This is a genomic window from Pseudomonas sp. LTGT-11-2Z, from assembly GCF_003691445.1.
Lineage (GTDB): Bacteria > Pseudomonadota > Gammaproteobacteria > Pseudomonadales > Pseudomonadaceae > Aquipseudomonas > Aquipseudomonas monteilii.
Map to the genome: position 1 here is coordinate 4,722,271 of NZ_CP033104.1, position 18,304 is coordinate 4,740,574.

Annotated in this window: 18 protein-coding genes; 2 read left to right on the forward strand and 16 right to left on the reverse strand. The window is 59.6% G+C overall.

Annotated features, from left to right (window positions below; translation table 11 throughout):
• The first annotated feature begins 496 nt into the window (after positions 1-496).
• Complete coding sequence (locus tag D8767_RS22185) at positions 497-745, forward strand: hypothetical protein (protein WP_016715004.1); 249 nt, start codon at positions 497-499, stop codon at positions 743-745.
• The gene (locus tag D8767_RS22190; RefSeq protein ID WP_256658598.1) at positions 720-1,502 is read left to right on the forward strand and encodes a hypothetical protein; all 783 of its coding nucleotides are present in this window, start codon (positions 720-722) and stop codon (positions 1,500-1,502) included. The genes D8767_RS22185 and D8767_RS22190 overlap by 26 nt, the downstream gene beginning before the upstream one ends.
• Here the strand turns inward: D8767_RS22190 and D8767_RS22195 are convergent.
• The 16 genes from D8767_RS22195 to D8767_RS22270 all read right to left on the reverse strand — a co-directional run bounded on the left by D8767_RS22195 (position 1,435) and on the right by D8767_RS22270 (position 18,299).
• Positions 1,435-2,802, reverse strand: coding sequence for an ISL3 family transposase (locus D8767_RS22195; protein WP_121757576.1), 1,368 nt, complete (start codon positions 2,800-2,802; stop codon positions 1,435-1,437). The genes D8767_RS22190 and D8767_RS22195 overlap by 68 nt on opposite strands.
• 9 nt (positions 2,803-2,811) lie before the next feature.
• Positions 2,812-3,495, reverse strand: a complete 684-nt coding sequence (locus D8767_RS22200; protein WP_121757577.1) for a DNA cytosine methyltransferase — start codon at positions 3,493-3,495, stop codon at positions 2,812-2,814.
• 214 nt (positions 3,496-3,709) lie between these two features.
• Positions 3,710-3,970 (reverse strand): hypothetical protein, encoded by a 261-nt coding sequence (locus tag D8767_RS22205; protein ID WP_122048407.1) that lies wholly within the window; start codon positions 3,968-3,970, stop codon positions 3,710-3,712.
• The gene (locus tag D8767_RS22210) at positions 3,967-4,350 is read right to left on the reverse strand and encodes a hypothetical protein (RefSeq protein ID WP_016715002.1); all 384 of its coding nucleotides are present in this window, start codon (positions 4,348-4,350) and stop codon (positions 3,967-3,969) included. The genes D8767_RS22205 and D8767_RS22210 overlap by 4 nt, the downstream gene beginning before the upstream one ends.
• On the reverse strand, positions 4,347-4,793 hold the full coding sequence (locus D8767_RS22215; protein ID WP_122048408.1) for a structural protein P5: 447 nt from the start codon (positions 4,791-4,793) through the stop codon (positions 4,347-4,349). Before D8767_RS22215 ends, D8767_RS22210 begins: the two co-directional genes overlap by 4 nt.
• Complete coding sequence (locus tag D8767_RS22220) at positions 4,790-5,008, reverse strand: hypothetical protein (protein ID WP_122048409.1); 219 nt, start codon at positions 5,006-5,008, stop codon at positions 4,790-4,792. The genes D8767_RS22215 and D8767_RS22220 overlap by 4 nt, the downstream gene beginning before the upstream one ends.
• A 61-nt stretch (positions 5,009-5,069) precedes the next feature.
• Positions 5,070-5,621, reverse strand: coding sequence for a tail fiber assembly protein (locus D8767_RS22225; protein ID WP_122048410.1), 552 nt, complete (start codon positions 5,619-5,621; stop codon positions 5,070-5,072).
• Positions 5,622-5,623: 2 nt separating this feature from the next.
• Entirely contained in the window at positions 5,624-6,199 is a 576-nt protein-coding gene (locus D8767_RS22230) for a hypothetical protein (protein WP_028699393.1), read from the reverse strand.
• A 9-nt stretch (positions 6,200-6,208) separates the two neighbouring features.
• Positions 6,209-7,264 carry a hypothetical protein gene (locus D8767_RS22235; protein WP_122048411.1) on the reverse strand — a complete coding sequence of 352 codons (1,056 nt, stop codon included), beginning with the start codon at positions 7,262-7,264 and terminating at the stop codon, positions 6,209-6,211.
• Positions 7,264-12,300 carry a DUF1983 domain-containing protein gene (locus tag D8767_RS22240; protein ID WP_122048412.1) on the reverse strand — a complete coding sequence of 1,679 codons (5,037 nt, stop codon included), beginning with the start codon at positions 12,298-12,300 and terminating at the stop codon, positions 7,264-7,266. Before D8767_RS22240 ends, D8767_RS22235 begins: the two co-directional genes overlap by 1 nt.
• Positions 12,297-12,695, reverse strand: a complete 399-nt coding sequence (locus D8767_RS22245; RefSeq protein WP_016715887.1) for a hypothetical protein — start codon at positions 12,693-12,695, stop codon at positions 12,297-12,299. The genes D8767_RS22240 and D8767_RS22245 overlap by 4 nt, the downstream gene beginning before the upstream one ends.
• 2 nt (positions 12,696-12,697) lie before the next feature.
• Positions 12,698-13,303: a hypothetical protein gene (locus D8767_RS22250; protein WP_016715916.1), complete on the reverse strand. Its 606-nt coding sequence runs from the start codon at positions 13,301-13,303 to the stop codon at positions 12,698-12,700.
• Positions 13,303-13,887 carry a hypothetical protein gene (locus D8767_RS22255; protein ID WP_016715915.1) on the reverse strand — a complete coding sequence of 195 codons (585 nt, stop codon included), beginning with the start codon at positions 13,885-13,887 and terminating at the stop codon, positions 13,303-13,305. Before D8767_RS22255 ends, D8767_RS22250 begins: the two co-directional genes overlap by 1 nt.
• Before the next feature lie 45 nt (positions 13,888-13,932).
• Entirely contained in the window at positions 13,933-17,148 is a 3,216-nt protein-coding gene (locus D8767_RS22260; RefSeq protein WP_122048413.1) for a phage tail tape measure protein, read from the reverse strand.
• 55 nt (positions 17,149-17,203) lie between these two features.
• Positions 17,204-17,680, reverse strand: coding sequence for a hypothetical protein (locus D8767_RS22265; RefSeq protein ID WP_122048414.1), 477 nt, complete (start codon positions 17,678-17,680; stop codon positions 17,204-17,206).
• 289 nt (positions 17,681-17,969) lie between these two features.
• Positions 17,970-18,299, reverse strand: a complete 330-nt coding sequence (locus D8767_RS22270) for a hypothetical protein (RefSeq protein ID WP_122048415.1) — start codon at positions 18,297-18,299, stop codon at positions 17,970-17,972.
• Positions 18,300-18,304 lie beyond the last annotated feature (5 nt).

The window sequence follows — 18,304 nt, forward strand, 5'->3', positions numbered from 1 at the left end:
AGCACCTACCCTCTGAACCTCATATAACAAATCGTTCTAAAACTCTCAAAAAGCACATAGGTCAGTTCCTTAAGGTGCCCTAATCCGGGGCACCCCCTCCCCAACGGAAAAACCGGTAAGGACCTATGTGCGGATTAGCAGGAGTATTGGAAAAGGGGGTTTTAAAGGCTTTCAGGGGCCATAAATCCCCCTGATTCCCCCATAAAAAACCTCTTTTGGTACAAAAAGTGGTACGAGAATTACAGCCAAGCGCGGACAGATCGCGCCGTCAGCGGCAAAGCAGAATAAGGGGGGCCGAGGGTTCTTTGCCCCGCTCGTCGACTTCTTTAGAGGGGGCTCATCGGTTTCACTGGCACAGGCGCCTTCCAGTCAAAATATGATTTGACTTGGAGCTTGACGTAGCGATAATCGCGAGCCACCTTGTCCATACGGTGTGCAAATCCTGTGGATAAGTCTATTAGCGAAGAACACCGCTGATCTTTCAATGGAGCAGCTCATGAGCAGCGTATATTTCCAAGAGTCAAGCGCGATGGCTCAAGCCCGAAATCTTTTCGGTACTCGGACCGACCAGGTTATCGTCAAAGACGAGGTAACCGCCCCTGCAAGCCGCGATCCATATGAGGCCATTCGTCAGGCAAGCGAGCGCATGAACGCAGGCCTAACGGTATTTGCCCTTGGTGAAAGCCAAAAAACCCATGACGAACAGGACGCTCGCCATCATGCCGGATTGCTTTCCCCGCTCTAAGACGCTGCCGTCTCAATCCCCGCTTTTCTGGGTCACGCACAAGGACCGGTATCTTCGTCAGCAGTTGATCTCTGACATTCAAGAGGATACCGGCCGAGAGCTGATCGTTTACTTCACCGAATGTGAACAGTCGGGCGCCCAGATTGACATGGGTGATGATGTCCTGTTCGCGGAGCTTTTGCGCGGTGCCTTGGGCAAGCCTATTGACCTGCTGCTTGAGACAAACGGCGGTTACACCGACCCAACAGAGAAAATTTGCTCCCTGCTCCAGCAGGCCGCTCCTGATCTGCGAGTCATTATCCCACGCCGCGCCAAAAGTAACGGCACCGTGATAGCTCTGTCAGGATCCACCATAATGATGGGGGTAGAGTCTGAGCTAGGCCCTATCGATCCGTCTTACAATGGTGTCCCGGTGGAGTTCATCCTTAATGCACCAGCAGGGTCGTTCAACCCCATTGAGTATCAGCTAGCCTTGACCACGCGGGGGCAGACCGAAAAGCTGGCGCGTGAGTTGCTTTCTAAAGGCATGATGTCTCATATACCGGGGGCTATTGACGAGACAATCTCGAAGATGGCTACACGAGGGCACTACCACTCCCATGGCTCGGTGATTGATATGAGGGAGGCTGCCCTCCTGAATCTCAACGTGACCCAGCATGCTATGGATGATGCTCTATGGCAAAAAATGGCTATTCGGATAACTGTGTGTAAACCTCAGCCCAGTCGATGGTGTCTTCCCACTCCATCGACTGTGTAATTGATCGCTCATTGCACTCTTCACAGAGGCAGTGTTTTCGATCATCACCAGCCTCGGTTGGCATCCAAACGGCTCGCTCATCTTCGTAGAAAAGACCTCCGCAGCTTGCGCAGAACCATTCAGGTGTCTGCCCTGCTCGGGCGCTGCGGGAGAACAGGACGCGAGCCCGGATGATTTCGAACGTATAGCCACGCCCGTTTCGGTTGATGACCTTCGTCATGCCGTTCAGGGCCTCGGTGTAACCGTTGGTGATAGGGTTGTCGAAGTAGTTGATGATCTGCTGCCGCCAATTCTTCAGGGCCGACAGAAGGTCTTTGTAATCCGCCGCGACATCGCTTGCCTTCACCTGCGCGACCCATGCCTCAATAGCTGGGACTGCCTCGGCCTTGGGGAGGTTGTACAGGGCGTAGAAGTCCTCCTTGAACTGGTACGACTGACCAATCTCGGCGTCGTTTTCCACCCACATATCCAGGTTGAAGGCTTGTTTGTCGGTGAGGTTGGCTCCGCTCTTGTTGAGCAGTACCTTGCTGCGCTTCCACTCCTTGTTGACCTTCACGCCCTGGGCCTTACCGCGCCGGATGCGGGTCTTGTCCACGGCATAGTTGGCCATCCGCACAACGTGGAACTTGTCGATGACCACTGGCACGCCAGGAGCCATCATGTTCACCACGTTCAGGTATGGGCGCCACATGTCAGTGGCCACGCCCAATAGCGTTGAGCGGTCTGAGAAACCGTGGAGCCAGCGAGCCAGGGTGTCCTGGTCTCGATGGGGAAGAATGTCGATAGGCACGTTCCGGCCAACGTCTGTCAGCACGCAGCGCATATCCCCGGCGATCTTGGTTTCGTCGATGCCCAACCAGTTGGGCAGGTACGGCTTGAACTGGGTGTTCATGTAGTGAACGTAGTCGTTCGCAATGTTGCGGATCGTCTTCTCGTCGCAACCGATGTGCTCGGCCAGCCTGGTGAACGTGTCACGCAGGCACTGAGTCTTGATGTACTCGACGCACCGCTTCGTCATGCGCCGATCAACCTCGACGCCCTCCAGTGGCTGGAGAGACGTTCCACCGCACTCGCGGCACTTGTAGCGCTGCACCTTCGCTTCAAGCTGGACATGAGCGCCCCTGATGGGGCTATCGCGGTAGGTAACCAGCTTTGGGCCGTGACGATACAGCTTCCCCACTACGCCGCATTTGGTGCAGGCCTGGAGGGGTTGGGTGTACTCCGCCTCGATGGTGTAAGTGCCGCCATCGAGGCGGGAGGTCAGGACTTTCCAGTCCGGAAGATCAAGAATATCGGTCACGCAGCTTCCTTAGACGAACTGCTCTGCAAGCAGAATGAATGCGAGCGCAGCCACGATAGCCACTTGTCCGTTTCCAGAGGCCTGGTATCTGTCCATCCGATTGGCCATCCCATCAGCCATTCGTGGGCTTCCGGGGTTGGCCGACCAAACACGCGAGTGAACTCTCGGGCAGCTGGCCATTTTTGCATTGAACTGGCGCAATAGTTCGCTTTTGTCGTCGGCGTATGCAAGTAGCCAGTATCGCTCCCGAATGTGGTCAGCACCCACGTCTGCCGCTGATAAGGGAACTGCCTTGACCTTGTAACCCATAGCTCGGAGGTCTTGAGCCGCCATCTCGATTGCTTCTGCCGCGACGTTTTCGGCGAAGACAAGCCGGGGAGCGACATCTGCCACGATTCTCCGCATCTCCGGCCAAAGGTTTTCAGCGTTGTTGCGTCCAGCAGCCGCTGTGCTGAAGGCCTGACAGGGAAATCCTCCAGATACGAGGTCAACAACTCCTTTCCACGGTCGCCCGTCAAAGGTTCGAACGTCATCCCAGATCGGGAAGGGGTTGAGCAGCTTGTCATTCTGTCGCTGCACGAGTACCCGCTGTGCATGTGCGTTGTGCTCGACGGCACAGACCGTTCTGAATCCAAGGAGGTGGCTGGCAAGCAATCCTCCACCAGCGCCTGCGAAAAGAGCCAGCTCATTCATATCTCCAATCCACACGATAATCCGGATTTAGATTATAGCTGACCCTCATGCTTTACACACGATATTCCGAATAGCCCAAAAAATATGGCTTCTTCGCACAATGTACCAGTACGACTGCTTGCAGTCGGGGTATGCAAAGCTTTTTGAGAGCCAGAAGCTGAGCAGCGCCGTCAAGGCCGTCAGCAGGCCTTGATCAGAGGGGGCGGAAGCCCCCTCATCGACAAGCGGCTACGGCCGCCCCCAGTTCTTTCTCGTACCCGATCCTCTGCCTCCGCTCAGCTAGGAGCGCCCGGACCTTCACTTCCAAGCTATCACTCTTGCGCAGGCCGGCAGCGGCCCATGGCGGCGCAGCGACCTCTGGCGCGCGACACGGCACCTGCACCGGCACCTCGACGCGCACGTACTGAACCTGCGGCTCGACCTTGCCAGCACACCCTGCCAACAGCAGGCAGCCCAGCAGCAATCGCCACCTCATAAGCCCAGCTCCTGATCGATGATGGAAACCGCAGCCGAACACTGATCGCCACCGGTGCGCTCCTGTTGCAGTCGGTTCGCTGCGGCGTAGTCAACATCCGCGCTGGCCTTTGCCTCACCCACAGCCTTCTCAGCGCCAGCCTGGCGCTCATTTGCAGCAAGAGCCAGGTCGCCCAGTGCCTTGCCCTGCTCTGCCGCCAGCCCACTCAAGTTGTCCCGGGCAGCTACACAAGTCGTCGCCTCCTTGTTGGCCTGATCCAACTGCGGTCGGTAATGGGTGGCTGACAGCCACGCACCGCCGGCACCACCCACACCTAACAGCAACACTGAGCCCAGCAGTGCGGCGGCCAGACGACCGCCCTCAACCGGTAACGGCATCATGCCAGGGCCCTCTGCACACCTTCGTCGATCACCTCGGGCTTGTACGGGTTGCCGCCGTTCTCGTGGACGATGATGCCGAGCACGGCTTCGCGCAGCACCTGCGGCTTGGAGATGTCGATAGAGTCGCGCACGCCAACGCCGAGGCGCTTGGCAATGGCCTGCGCGTAAGCCAGGGTGTTGTTCTCGCTGGAGGGCGCCCAGCGGCTGATGAACTCCAGCGGGGTGTCGATGCCGGGACGGCCGACACCAGGCATGCCGTCCTTGCCTCGGTAGTTCAGCAGCAGCTTGCCCAGGGCGCGGATACCGTTCTCGGCCTGGTCGAATCGAGCGAAGCGCGGCTTAGCCACGCCCTCCTCCAGCCCCAGCTGGCCCTGCCAAGCGTTGCGCGGATTGAAGTCGATGTTCCCAGGGTTGCAATTGCGTACGCCGCGGGGAGTGCTCATTGGGCCGGCTCCTCTACTGGCAGTGCTTCGGCCTCCTGAACGGTCACGCTCACCTGAGCGGAGTAGCGCTTGACCAGCTGGGCGGTGAGAACTTCGTTTCCAGGCTGGGCGTTCAGAAGCTCGCGTGCAGCTGCATCAGCCTCAGCTTCGGTGGCGTACTCCACGGTGCGCAACGGGCCCAAGGCGTTGGTACGGTCGATGACGATGAAAGGCATGGGTTTTCTCCAGGCAAAAAAATACCGCCAGGCGGCGGTTGGGTTTGGGTGGTTCTGCAAGTCAGGCCGGTTGCGCAGGCCAATCGATCTCAGTTGGCCAGCCGGCCTGCTCAGGTAATCGGCTCAAGGCAACGCGGTACCGCTTCCAAGCCGTGAGGCGGCGCATTTCATCCACCGTGGCGTCATCCAGATCGACAGCATCCTGCAGCGGCGCAATGGCAGCGTCGGCAATTGCTCGCAGCCGAGCTGCCTCCACCTGAGCCAGCGCCAGTGGGTCTACCGGTTCTGGAGCAGGGCTATCGGGAACCTGAGGGGCTGGCAGATCTTCCACAGATACGTGCAAGGTGATGCTGTGAACCAGGTCGGCCGGCTCTCCTTCCTTGGCCACGCTGACCAACAGGACGCCATCTGTGAACGAGATAGCGACAGATGCTCCTGAGTCCGCTTGGTTGATCACATACCCCCAGCCCTCTGGCGGAGGGCACATTCCTAGCGTGCCAGTCACCAGGTACTGACCAGGGCTGGGATGCGCTACAGAGATGTCTCCTCTGCCGAGCGAAGTAATGTCCATGATCGAACCGTCACCCAGGATGTTGATTGCTGCTCTTGCCATGTTCAGATCGCCTTCAATGTGCCGTCAGCGGCACGGGTGGTGTTGCCGGTGGTGTAGATCTCGTAAAAAGGGGCGTTGGCTTGTGAGCCGCCACGAATCCAGGCTTTGCTCTGCGGCGTGCAACTGATGAACAATTGCCCCGCCCAATCGCCGAACGGATAGCCCATCGTCAGCATGCTGCCGTAGGTCGACGGCGAGTACGCGGTAACCGTGTTGTCGTACGCATCGAATCCGCTGAGCACAACGTTTACGGATGAGGCTTTAGCAAGTCCTTGGATGCCAAGTCCGCGAAACCCGACAACAGCCACGTTTCCCTGGGCGGCGCCGGTGTTTAGGGTTGCCGAACTGCCAAGACCCAGGCCTGTGCGTGCAGCTGCCTGAGTGGTGCCGCCAGTGCCACCCTTGGCCACCGGCAAAGAAGCAGGCAGCGCAGTCGCTACATCGTCGCCTTGCGACAAGTTCGATAGCCAATTGTAGAGCTCGGTGAAGTTGGCCTTGGCCTTCACCCAAGCCGAACGGCGATCGTCCCCGCCGGCACCTGTTGGCGAAGACCCGAGGTTGATTACTTGCTTTGCCATGTCTGTTCCTTAAAGAGGCTTCATGGGCCTGGACGCAAATAGTGTTCGCCCATTCGCGGTGAGCGGGTTGATGCCAGAGGCGTTGTCGCAGTACATCTGCAGAATCGACCGATTTCCCGGCAAGAAGCCTCCGTAGTTGGTCCGGATAGGCTGGGCGGTCTGCTGAATGTTGGTGCAGGAGAACAAAGCGTTCGCCAGCACGTAGTCGTCATAGCTGCCTGTCCACGGCATCTGCTGACTAGGGTGGTAATAGGCGCCACCTGAAATCGGGTCACCCGTTTGGACGAAGCTGTTACTGGCAGGCTGGCCGTTCAGTAGTGAAAGGTTGGCGGTTGTGACGAACGTACGGGCACCGGTGGCATCCTTGACCGAGGCGCCGTAGTCCCCAGCGGGTGTATTGGGTGTTAGGTAGCTCGCGCAGAACCACTTGATCTGCATTGGATACAGCGCGACATCACCATGCGCCTGGTTGTTGTTCCATGCCTTAATGCGAAAGCCCGTCCAGTTGCCTGGGCTGCCTTTGACATAGAAGTTGCCCACCATCATGTAGTTGGCAGCATTGAGGAAAATTAGCGGCCGCTCGTTTGTGGTTATGGGTGCGGCGAAGTTCACATCACCCCACTGGATCTGCGAACCGCTGCCTGGACCTTGAAACCCTATGTTGAAATTTCCGTTGTAGCGGATCGTAAGCACTCGGTTGATTGCGTCGATCTGAGTACGGACGTTGTTGTTGAGCGCCCGTATCCCGTAGCTGCCCGGCGCGGCAAATGGCTCACCTCCTTGCGAGAGGATCATTACCTGCCATGCACGGTTTTCTGCCTGCCTGAGTTGCAGCTGGCCTTGCGAGTACCACGCCTGCGGGCTATAGGTGTTCTCCCCTGCATCAAACAATGCATCAACCACCACGAACGAGGCGGCGTGTATCTCTGGGATCGAGATGTATTGGTCGAAGGCGGTATTCCCTGTGACCTGCATCATTTTCAGTGATCTGACTGGGGTGATGGTTGTATCGAAAGTCACAGCCCCGGCCACATCCTTCGTCCGGAGCCCGCGCAGATCAGCCATTAGGTAAGCCTCCCCACTGCCGCACGCTCGATGCCATTGGCGTCGTAAACGTACAAACCGCCGTTGTTGAGTAATGTCGATCCACTGGCATCCTGCCCGCGCACCGTAAATGACCCAGAGGCCAAATTGATCTCGATCAGCGGCAGGCCCTGAGCGTTAACCGCTTGGGACCGGAGCGTCATGCCCACGACCAGGCTCTGGATGAACGCTTGGTTGATCAGCGCCGAGTTCAGGAAAAGTTGGCCATTTTGGAAGACAAACAGGTTTGCCTCAGGCCCGTTCAATCCATTTATGATCGCTACGCGGTCGGCCGACAGCAGAATTTCACCAACCGATCCATCACTTCCTTGGACGATGCCGGTGGCCACCTTCTTGCCATTGGCGTTCGTCTCGGTCTTCCAAGACGAAAGAGCAGACACTCGACCATCGACGCCGGCCACGACCTCGCTGACTTGCTGCACCGAGGCATTGGTCTGCCCCATCTGCGCCTGAACTGTTTCGACCTGCCGCCCTACGGCAATCCCATCCTCGATCCGCGCCGATTGTTCAGTCCATACGCCAACCAGTCCACCCGTTGCGCCGGCCAAGCCGGTGCTATCGCCCTCCATTTCCGGGTTCACCTGGACATACAGCCCGTCCAGGCGGGTGGCTTGCGCGGTGATCGCGGTGCCTTGCTGCTTGACCGTGGTGTCCATCTGGCTGATGGCCGTTGCCTGGGCGCTATTCACGCCCTCGGCATCGGTCATGCGGTTGGTCAGGCTGAGCAGCGATTGCCCTTGGCTGGTCAGCGTCGTGCCCTGCTGGGTAACCGTGCTGCTCAGCGTGCTTACGGCATCCGCGTTGGCGGAATCAGCAGCAGTCACTCGACGAGCAACGATGTTGCACCACAGCGAACGACCGGTGCTATCCGCTGGCTCGGTGCGGGTGACGAACCGGGCCGAGACTGACCCGGCCGGCGCTGTGATACGACCAGTGAAAGTCTGGAAGCCTGTGGTCCCCGCCGGCACCGAGAACGCCGTGAAGTATCCAAGGCTCGTCCCAGCCTTGTCCCGGAACTGCATTTGTAAGCGAGTTGTCTGCCCTGCCGTCATGTAGTTCGGCCAAATATCGGCCGCCAGGTCGAACTGCTCACCTCCCTTGGTAACGATGTTGTAGTCCACACCGCAGAAGCTATTGCCGTAGAACGAAATCCCCTTACCTGCGGACGGGTGCGCGGAGATGTTGGTGATCACCGGGTTGGCCGTCCACGGATCAGTCAGACCATCCTCGAAACTGCCTCGGAGGATCAGGTTGTCCGGCTGCTGCCCAATCGAAGCTTTGAGCTGTGTGAGCGCTGTGCTCTGACTGGTTAGCAGGGTGCCTTGGCTTTTAACCTCGGAATCCAAGGCCTGCAGCGCCGAGGCATCCGCTTTGTTCGCCACCTGTGCCAAGGCACTAGCAGCTGCAGCCGCAGCATCGGTCGCGACCTTGTCGGTGACGGCCACCCAGGCGCTGCCGTTCCAGCGCTTGGGCGTATTCGCCGCGCCGGTGGTATCGAACCACAGGTTCTCGGCCTGGCGATCGGCCACCGCCGGCGCCGCCGACTGATACAGCACTTTGCCCTTGCTCCCGGCCAGACTGGCCGCAGCCTGGGCTGCCTGTTGAGCCGTGGCGACGTTGCCGTTGGTGGTCTGCAGGTTGTTGTTGAGCTCGGTGATGCTGCTGCCTTGACTCGACAGCGTGTTGCCATGGTTACTGACGGTCGTGCTGAGCGCCTGCAATGCCGAAGCGTCCGCCTTGCCAGCCAACTGCGAGAGTGCCGACTGCGCAGCGGCAGCAGCATCGGTGGCCACCTTGTCTGTCACCGCCACCCAGGCAGTACCATTCCACCGTTTTGGGGTGTTGGCATCGCTCGTGGTGTCGATCCAGAGGTTCTGCGCCAAGCGGTCAGCCACGGCCGGCGCAGTCGCCTGCACCAGCACCTTGCCTTTACCGCCCGCCAGCGTGGCTGCGTCCTGGGCGGCTTGCTGGGCAGCGGTGACGTTCTGATTGGTGGTAGTCAAGCTGCTCTGCAGTGCGGTAGCAGCCGCTGCGTTCGCCTCATCACCACTGATCCGGGCAGTGCGCTCGTCCACCACTGACGCAACCGACGCCGACGGTGCGATCTGGCCGACGGCAATCCAGTCGATCTCGAACACATCGGTCGTGCCGGAGCTGATCCACAGGTAGAACCTGGTGACCGTGCTATCCGTCCAGTCGCTGCCGCCATTGGTGAGCTGCGACATGTCCCATTCAAGCACCACGGTCTGGCCAACCGCCAAGCCGGGATCCGGGATCACTTTGCGGTAGGACGTCGATGAAGCATGGTTGGCGGTAACGTAGGTGACCTGGCCATTCCACCCCGAACCCGCACGCCGTGTGATACGGCAACGGATTCGGTCATGATCACGCCCTTTGAGTGACACCACCGGAGAGCCCAGATACGCCGCACCGGTCCCGTCATTGGTAACGATGAGCCGGCCGTTCTCGACGGCCAGCGTACAGCGCGTACCGGTCCATCCCTCAACAGTCGAGGCAAAGCCATAGTTGAGCGCGGAATCGAACCCGCCAGACTCGGCACGCAGCGTAGCAATCTGTGCGGCCAGTGCAGTGTCTGCGTTGGTCCGCGCCGTAGCCTCGTTGCCGATCGCTGCGGTGTTCGCGGCCGTGCTGGTCGCCACAGTATCAATGCGCTGGCCCAGTGCCGAGTCAGCATTGGCCCGGGCGGTCGCCTCTGCTTGGATCGCCGCCGCATTGTTACCGGCCGAAGCCGTGACGGTGTCGATCTTCTGGCTTAGCGAATCGTCCGCCGACTGGCGGGCCTGCGCCTCACTGGTGATCGCCGCCCCGCGAGCCTGGGCTTCGGACAGCAAGCCCTGTGCACGGGCCGCAGCCTCGTCGCTTATGGCCTTGGTTCGCGCTTGCGTTTCGGCGGCGATGGCTTGGGCACGGGCAGTCGCCTCAGCAGCTACGCGCTGGGCAACCGATCCGGCCTGAGTTGGCGGGCCGGAGATCAACGAAATCTCCTGGCGCAGCACAGGCGCGAGCTGCCCGGATTCGATCTTGTCCTTAAGAGCGCCAAGCATGTTGCTCATGTCGGACGACGTGGAAGCCACCACCTTTAGGAAGGCACTGACGCCGTAGGCATTCTTCGAGCGCACGAAGTAGGCGTAGTTGGTGGCAAAGGCCAGCCCGGTATGGGTGAAGCTAAGGCCTTGGCCCAGGTAGTCGCCCTGCGTGGCCTGTGGGTTGGTCGAGAAGAAAAACTCATAGGTGCCGCCATTCAGGCCGTGCAGTGTATTGCCCGGGATCAGCGTGATGGTGTCGATAGTCGCCTGGACCACGCACGACTCTGGGATTGGCGGCCCATCGATGCTCACGCTGATGCTGGCCTCGCCGGAACGAGTCAGCGGACCCAAGGCGGCCACGCTCATGGTGTAGCTGCCTGATGGAAGACCCGACAGAGGAAGCTTGAGCGCTGTCGAAGGAACCTGCTGCGCCAGCACGGCTGTAGTGCCCTGCCGAACGGTAACGGCATAACCGGTGACTACACCGTACGGTGCCACCCACGCCAGAGTGCCCTGGACCACTTCAGCATTGTCTTCGGTCGACCAGGTGAGCCCGGTCGGACTGCCCAGGCCACCGGTTGGCATGCTGATGAAGCCAATCGGGTTGTACGGCTGGCCCACGGCGTCGTCGAAGATGGCCGGCTCATTCTGCGAAACCGAAACGTTGCAGCCGCTGTCGGGGCTCATCGACCAGTCGGTGACGATGAACTCGCCGACAATGTTCAGCGACGGCAGGTTGACCTTCACCGAGCGGCCTGGGCGGCAGTTGTAGCCCATGAAGTTCATGGGGATCGACAAGGTCCCGCCTGCGCGCCGCCGGCGCAGTTCGATGTTGGCCAGGCGCTGGGCCTGGTACGGATTGCTGACGTAGGAGAACGACAAGGTTTCTGCCGCCTCGCCACCGTCGTCCACCACCCACTGGCTGACCGAAACCTCGGGGTAGTCGGTCTCGGCCCAGGCCTGCGACGGGTCCACGAAGGTGCCGCGCACGGTGTTGATCGCTGAGTCGTTGGTCGGCTCGGTGCTACCGGTGACGGTACCGATAACCATGTCCTCAGTGATCTCGAAGTCGTATGGGCCGTAGTAGGCGCCAACCTGCAGCATCCAGCGGCCGCCAACACGGATCAGCTTGCCGCCACACGCGGCTTCGAGCTTCTGCATCACCTGGGTGCGCGACTCGTCGGCGCCGATGACGCAGCCCGAACGATACCGCGCCGAGGTGCTGCCGTCTGCGTTGGCCAGCATCTCATCGCACACGCTGGCACTGTTGGCAAAACTCGCGAACACGATCTCATCGTCCGGCACGCCGCACCGGTTGCGCAGGAACCAGAGGATGTGAAGTGCGGTGTTTTCGCTGTAACCAGCTGTCCCGGTCCGAGGATCGTAGATATCCCGGCGCCCGCGAAGCACGAAGCGCACATCCGGAATGCCGGAGGGATACTTTTCGGCGCTGTACTTGAACGACAGCCGGACGAAAGACAGGCCCCGACCGATCTGGGTGTCGCGCCAGTCCGGGCTGTTGGCTTTAAGGAAGGCATTCACCTGCGTCGGGTTGGTGATCAGTTCATAGGAGGCGTGCTCGCCGTAAGCCTGAACGACTTCCTCCCCCAGGAAGATGTCTTCCAAGCCATCTATCTCCCCCTCCGACAGCACGTAGACCATGTGCAACCATTCGCCGTCAGTCTGGTCGCCGGCCTGCTCCTGCCCCCAAGCTAGAACGCCACCAGTGCTCACCCGGCCCAGCACGTACCGAGCAGCCGCCTTGGACGAGCGCAGGGTCTGGCTGGAAGGCTCACTGGTGCGCAGCGAGCCGGTATCGAGCTTGTCCTGCTGCGACGAGACGTAGAACGCCAGCGCAGCACCCGCCAAGGCGCCCCACGGCCCGCCCTGGACGAAGCCGATCGCGGCGCCGACGGCAACCTGGGCAACCTTCTTGACTGCTGAACTCATTCAACTCTCCACACCGTCAACGGCTCACACTCGATGCGGCCCACCCCGTCGGGGGATACCGACCAGAACTCATCCGCCCAGAACACCGCCACGCCCCGGCCATTGGGGCCGTCGTACAGCGCAATGTCGCCGCGCTGGATCAACCCAGGCTGAACCCGGGCAAAGCAGGCATCCCATGCCGCCTCCAAGGATCCGTGCAGTTTCTTCAGCAACCGCTTTGCGCCTGCCTCGGATGAGTAGTTGCCCCGGTATGCTTCAGCAGGATCCACCTCGCACACCGCCACGGCGCAGTCGGCGGCAAACAAGCAGCAGTCAAATTCGCCCCATGAAAAAGGCCGCTCTATGGCGGCCCTGATCGTGTGGGCAAGCTGTGTCGTCCAATCGCGCTTTCGCATGGTCACTTCTCGTATGTGAACTTCGGAGCATCCTTGGAGGCGCCCCAGTAAATCGGCCAGTCGGCAATCTGTGCGATGGCGAAGAAGAAGCGGTCATCCTGGCGGCGGGCACGATGGTTCTCATCTGTCCATCGCTCAGTGCCGGTTCGGTTCCATTCGGCCATCCGGTCAATAAGCGGGACCGTGATGCTGTTGCCCTCCTCACCATTGCCGGCGTAGGAGAACTTGGCGGCGTCCATGCGCCCGCTAAACAGGATGTCGGCAGCGTAGGTGCCGTCCTCGGCGAACACCACGAACATGAGTTTTCCAGCGCGCCCTCGGCAGCCCTTCAGCGAGGTTTCGGTAATGATCTGGGTATCCAGGCCGTTGAGGGTCAGGTCCACCGACATCGGCGAACCTGAGTTGCTGCTCTCCTGCGACTGACCGACCTCACCGAAGCTTCCAACGCCCTGGTAGGAGATGCCATCGATGACCAGGTCGCCGGTACCGGTGTGCGCAAAGACCATGCCGTCCGGGAAGTCCAGCTGGCAGGCATACACCGCCATGAAGTTGCCTTTCGCGATGATGTCGACAACCGTCTGGCTGAAGGGGAAAACGCCTGCGGCCATCAGAAGGCCTCCCGAAACTGGAAGCTACCGCTCGACACAACCGGCTGGATGCTCCACTGATTGGTGTCATCCATGCGCCGCATCTCGCAGTAGGGGTTCTTGTATTCAACCGGGGTGCCGGCGGCGATGGTTCTGCGAACACGTTTGTTCACATAAACCACAGCCTTCCCGGCGGCATCGGTTGAGGCACGCTCCACCACCTCGAACATTTCACCGTTGATGGTGATGTGGTCGCCGCGGCTGAACACCTGTCGACTCGCCGTCATGCCCTGCAGCTGAAGGAACGTCGACTGGGCATTGGCCGAGGCCACGACCGGGGCGCCGATGTCATCGGCACGGGTGCGGGTGATCGATGGAATATTCACGGCGCCGAACATGCCGTGCAGGCGGCCCAGCAGCGATGTCAGCTCACGCTCATCCTCTTCGTAGAGCACGCCGAAGTTCAGCGTGCACATCCAGTACGAGCCTGGCTGCGCCACGATCTGCTGGGAATTCGACAGCGACGAGGTGAACGCCCGGTTGTTGTAGACGATCCCCCAGGTAACCTCGGTGGGCTCCAGGGATTCCGGCCATTCCTCCGCCATTGGGTCACTCCAAATAGAAAGCCCGCCGAAGCGGGCCGAGCATAGTTACCGCCGCTGCAGCATCTGCCGCCCGGCGCCGTTGGTCTTGAAGTCTCGCAGCATCAATTCGTATCCGCCATTGGCCCCTTTGAACGCCGCCTTCTCTAGGTCTTCCTTGGATGCGCCGGCCCCACCATGGAAGTGGAAATTCTGCGTGATGCCGCCGAAAGAGAAGGAGGATTCACTACCACCACCTCCTGCACCAGCGGCCATTACGCCGAGTGAACCATCAGGACCGCGGTGCAAGGGCAAAATCGCTTCTGGCCCGGCCTCAGCGAAGACACCAGCGCCCTTGGCAAAAGCGAACATCTGCGGGCTGTCATAGACGCCACCTGAGTATGCCGACAGGCTGGGCGAATCGTAGACACCACCTTTCGCATTCGGGATGACTTCACTGAAGCCGGTCATTGTGCCTTGCCCAAGTGCCTGGGTACCGCCACCAAGGAAACCAAACGCCGAGCTGAGGAAGCCAGCAGCCGCTTGGCGCACCTGGATGCGAATCAGATCCTCAATCACTGAGTCGGCGAAGTCCTTGAACTGGAATTTGCCGGTTTTCACGAACTGAGTGATGCCATCCTCCAGGTTGCCAAAGGCATTGGAGAACAACTCCTGCGTCTGGCCGGCTACATCGGCGGCACTGTCGAGGTAGTTTTCCAAGGCAGCTGACGCGCCATTTGTCCAGTCAGACTGAGCCGCGTCGATCTTGACGAAGGTGTCTTCTTGGACCTGTACCAGCTTGGCCCCGTACTCTTGCCTCAAGGCAATCTGCTTCTCCAGCTCCTGGCGCTGTTTCTCAGTGCTGGCTGTAGCCAGCTCGTCTCGCAGCGCCAGAATCTTGCTGTTGTTTTCCTGCTCGAGGGCCAGGCGCGACTGAGCGCGGCCAGCCCGCTTGTCGCCCATGCCTACCGCTGCCGCTGCGGCATCGCCCTGCTGCTGGGCAATCGCCAACTGGCGCTCAAGATCGGCCTGGTACTTCATGGCCCGCGATAGGCCGGTCGAGGCCTGCACGGCATTATTGAATTGCTCGGCAAGCGCACCGAGGGCCTTACCGTACTCCCCGGTCGTGATCTTCTTCTGCGCCAGCAGCAGGTCGAGATTCTTGGTTTGCTTCTGAAACTCATCGGATGCTGCGCCGACTGGGTCAAAAGCCTTCTTCAACTGCTGGTAGGCAGTTTCCGCCTCTTTCAGCTGCTGGGTGAGCTTGGTCTGCGCCGATGTAGCATCCTTGGTTTCCTGCTTCGCGCCCTGGTTGGCTTTCTTCTGCGCTTCGATCGCGCTCGCCGCCGATAAGATTGCCTGCCGGTCGGTTTCGGTAAGGTCGGTGTGTTCAGCAAGATAGCGATTAACGATCTTGGTGGCATCGCCATTGTCTTGCAGGCCGGCCAGCTGCTTTTGCAGCGTTTCGAGGTAGGTCTGACCGGCCGTGCTCATGCCGGCCTTGGCGGCATTGTTTTCCTGAGTGGAAACGGTGTTCCGGTCAGTCTCTCCGGTCAGTTCCGAAAATTTGGATCGCAGGTTGGCAAGCGCGGCGCTGAGCTCAGATGCCTTGACCTGGCCTGTCTCGATGGCCTGGGCCATCGCCTCAGTGACGCCGGGAATTCCGCGCACCTGATCGGCCACGGCCTTCCAGTCCACCACTGCGCCCTTCGAGAAGTCATTAGCGGCTGTTCGCACTATCTCGAGTGCTTTCCGTGCCTCCTCGGGCATTGGCGCCAGCCCGGCAATGAACCCATCAACGCCAGCGGCACCCAAACCGCGTAGGTCGTTCTCGAATTTGTCGGCAATTGCGCCCGACGTCTGCCCCAGCTGGCTCTGCAGGTCGTCGATCTTGCCTTGCAGTTCCCTCAGAGCTACCGCCTGGGTCGCGCTGTTCAGCTTGTTGAAGCGTTCAACCAGCTTATCGAGAGGATCACTCAGGTCGCCGAGCTTCTTTTCGAGGGAGTCCGAGTTATCCCGCAAGAGCAGGAAACTGGCGGCGGCTGTACCCGCTAGCACGGCAAGGCCTGCTGGGCCACCCAGTGCAGCAAGGAGACCGCCGCGAATAGTTGTCTGAGCCAAACTAGCCTGAGCAATGGCCAGTGCCTCAGTTGAGGCGGTGAGCGCCGCCTGCCTTGGGAGTAGCTGCGTCTGGACCAAGGTCAAACGCTGCAGGCCCGTAGCGGCAGCCACAGAAGCCTCAGCTTGCTGCAGTTGCGCTTGAGCGAAAAGCCTTTGAGCGTCAGCAGCGACTACTGCAGCCTCTGCACTTCTAACCGTGGCGGCTCGCTGAACCAACTGCGCTTTCACAGCGACGTAGGCTTTCGCAGCATAGGTGGTGAGAGCCGCTGCTCCTGCGCCTCCCATCGCTACCGCCACCAAGTCAACGTTATCCGCCAGCAGTACCAAGAACTTAGATAACCCTGCGACAGCGCCGGTTTGCTCCTCCAGCTTACCCAGGAAGGTGCCGGTGGCGTTGCTGATGTTGTTCAAGGCATCTTGAACACTGGTAGACATGTCCGCCGCTGCTTTGCGGTTTACCTCAACGGCTTTCAGCAGACCGATGTTAATGTCATCCAGTGCGAGCTTGCCCTCGCTGCCCAGCTTGCGCACCTCGTCGGTGCTCTTTCCGGTCGCGCGGGCAATCGCGTCCACGATTGTTGGCATCGCAGTTTGGATAGAAATCCACCCATCCGCATCTACCTTCCCTGTAGCCAATGCTTTTGAGTAGGCGTCCAGCGCCGAGCTTGCTTTGTCCGCTGACGCGGCGTTGGTTACAAGCAGGAAACTGAAGCTGTCAGTGATATCGAGGGTCTGCTGGGTGTTGAAGCCCAAACTGCGCATCACATCCGCCGTGCGGATATACAGTTCTTGCGCCTCAGCCAGAGGCCGGTAGGTTTCTTGCGCAGTCTGCATCAGGTGCTCTTGCACCATCTGGTATTCGGCAGCGCTTCCAGTAGCCGCCTTCATCCGGTCGGACATCTGACCATAGGCATCAACCTGCTTGATGATGCCCCCGATCAGACCGGCACCAGCCACAGCCGCGAAGGCTCCGCGCATAAGCGTCCCGGCGCCCTGGGCTGCTGCGCCAACTCGGTCAAACGCGGAGTCAACAGTCGCCAGGTTGCGATCAATTGCCTGGCTGGTCCTGGAAACCAACTGATCGGCATTCGCCAACTCACGTCGCAATTGGGCAGTTGTCGCTTCAATCTGAACCAGCATGCCTTGGACTTGCTGATCGGCCATTTTGATCTCCAGAAAAAAGAAAACCCGCCGAAGCGGGTTGTGAAGTGTGGGTATTCTATTGGATGGTTAAGTCGCCAATCCTCCAAAGCTCTGTTTTTCTGTCGTAAGAAATGGAGGCCTTGTAATGGCTTCGAACCGTGGCGCCAAACCCATTCTGCGAATCAACATATGCCGATACTAAGAACCCGCACATACCATCAGGGACGACCTCAATACCTTGATCATTTACGTATGGAAACTTCGCAGTCGCCGGAGACTTAAGTCTCTGCTTAACAAAATTCTGAGACATAACAAAAGCCAGCGTCGTATTGCCACAATCCTTACGTTGAGCATCTATCTCGCGCTGTGGACTATTGCTCCAAAAAAGGAACCAGCTCCAGCCGACTACCAATATCACTACAGCGGAGACGACTACTAGACGAAGCTCCTTTCTTGCGATAGTTGACGTCCTTGATTCTTTCGAATAGGCCGAATAGAACGCACTAGCAAAAAATATAATCACAACTGAGGCAAGGACCATAAGCACGGTCATGTTGAAATTCCATACTCCAAAACAGCAAGTCTACACCCTGCTCACGCCCTTCTCCCAGTCAGCGCCATCCGCAATTTGTCGGCCACGCTCGAAGCGCTTGGCTTCTCCTTCGCTCCCTGCTTCTTCCCTGTGCCAAAGGGGTTGGTCATCTGAACCCACTCAATCCTGGCATCCATAGCCAGGAACAGCTCGGGCAGCGGCGTGGACCAGGCCACATCCGGCGCCCATCCCAGCCACCCGGTGGCGATCCCATATAGCCGGTCGACGTAGGTGCCGTCCTCGACAGCGCTTACGCCGTCCCGGCTTGGTCGTTTCCCGGGTCACTACCTCGCGGATTGTAGAGCGCGCCGAGATACTTGGTGACTGGCGGTGTCAGCCCAGCCACACCTTCCTGCCAGACCTTTTCGGGCAGCATTTCGGCAGCCTTCCCATCCAGACCAGCGCCAGCGGCGATGATGAAAGCCACCACATCTACGCCGACTGCATGCAGGGCTGCGGATGCGCCGCGCAGGCCGCCGAAGCGGCCTTCGATAGCACGAACTGCCTTTAGGGTGGGCAGGAGAGTGAACTCTTCGTCGCCCAGTTTGACGGTCACGGTCCCGTGTAGAGTTTTGCTCACAGGAG

Excerpts from the sequence above, each read along its gene's own strand:
- D8767_RS22185 (WP_016715004.1), top strand. The coding sequence starts at position 497 with ATGAGCAGCGTATATTTCCAAGAGTCAAGCGCGATGGCTCAAGCCCGA.
- D8767_RS22190 (WP_256658598.1), top strand. The coding sequence starts at position 720 with ATGCCGGATTGCTTTCCCCGCTCTAAGACGCTGCCGTCTCAATCCCCG.
- D8767_RS22200 (WP_121757577.1), bottom strand. The coding sequence starts at position 3,495 with ATGAATGAGCTGGCTCTTTTCGCAGGCGCTGGTGGAGGATTGCTTGCC.
- D8767_RS22205 (WP_122048407.1), bottom strand. The coding sequence starts at position 3,970 with ATGAGGTGGCGATTGCTGCTGGGCTGCCTGCTGTTGGCAGGGTGTGCT.
- D8767_RS22210 (WP_016715002.1), bottom strand. The coding sequence starts at position 4,350 with ATGATGCCGTTACCGGTTGAGGGCGGTCGTCTGGCCGCCGCACTGCTG.
- D8767_RS22215 (WP_122048408.1), bottom strand. The coding sequence starts at position 4,793 with ATGAGCACTCCCCGCGGCGTACGCAATTGCAACCCTGGGAACATCGAC.
- D8767_RS22220 (WP_122048409.1), bottom strand. The coding sequence starts at position 5,008 with ATGCCTTTCATCGTCATCGACCGTACCAACGCCTTGGGCCCGTTGCGC.
- D8767_RS22225 (WP_122048410.1), bottom strand. The coding sequence starts at position 5,621 with ATGGCAAGAGCAGCAATCAACATCCTGGGTGACGGTTCGATCATGGAC.
- D8767_RS22230 (WP_028699393.1), bottom strand. The coding sequence starts at position 6,199 with ATGGCAAAGCAAGTAATCAACCTCGGGTCTTCGCCAACAGGTGCCGGC.
- D8767_RS22235 (WP_122048411.1), bottom strand. The coding sequence starts at position 7,264 with ATGGCTGATCTGCGCGGGCTCCGGACGAAGGATGTGGCCGGGGCTGTG.
- D8767_RS22240 (WP_122048412.1), bottom strand. The coding sequence starts at position 12,300 with ATGAGTTCAGCAGTCAAGAAGGTTGCCCAGGTTGCCGTCGGCGCCGCG.
- D8767_RS22245 (WP_016715887.1), bottom strand. The coding sequence starts at position 12,695 with ATGCGAAAGCGCGATTGGACGACACAGCTTGCCCACACGATCAGGGCC.
- D8767_RS22250 (WP_016715916.1), bottom strand. The coding sequence starts at position 13,303 with ATGGCCGCAGGCGTTTTCCCCTTCAGCCAGACGGTTGTCGACATCATC.
- D8767_RS22255 (WP_016715915.1), bottom strand. The coding sequence starts at position 13,887 with ATGGCGGAGGAATGGCCGGAATCCCTGGAGCCCACCGAGGTTACCTGG.
- D8767_RS22260 (WP_122048413.1), bottom strand. The coding sequence starts at position 17,148 with ATGGCCGATCAGCAAGTCCAAGGCATGCTGGTTCAGATTGAAGCGACA.
- D8767_RS22265 (WP_122048414.1), bottom strand. The coding sequence starts at position 17,680 with ATGACCGTGCTTATGGTCCTTGCCTCAGTTGTGATTATATTTTTTGCT.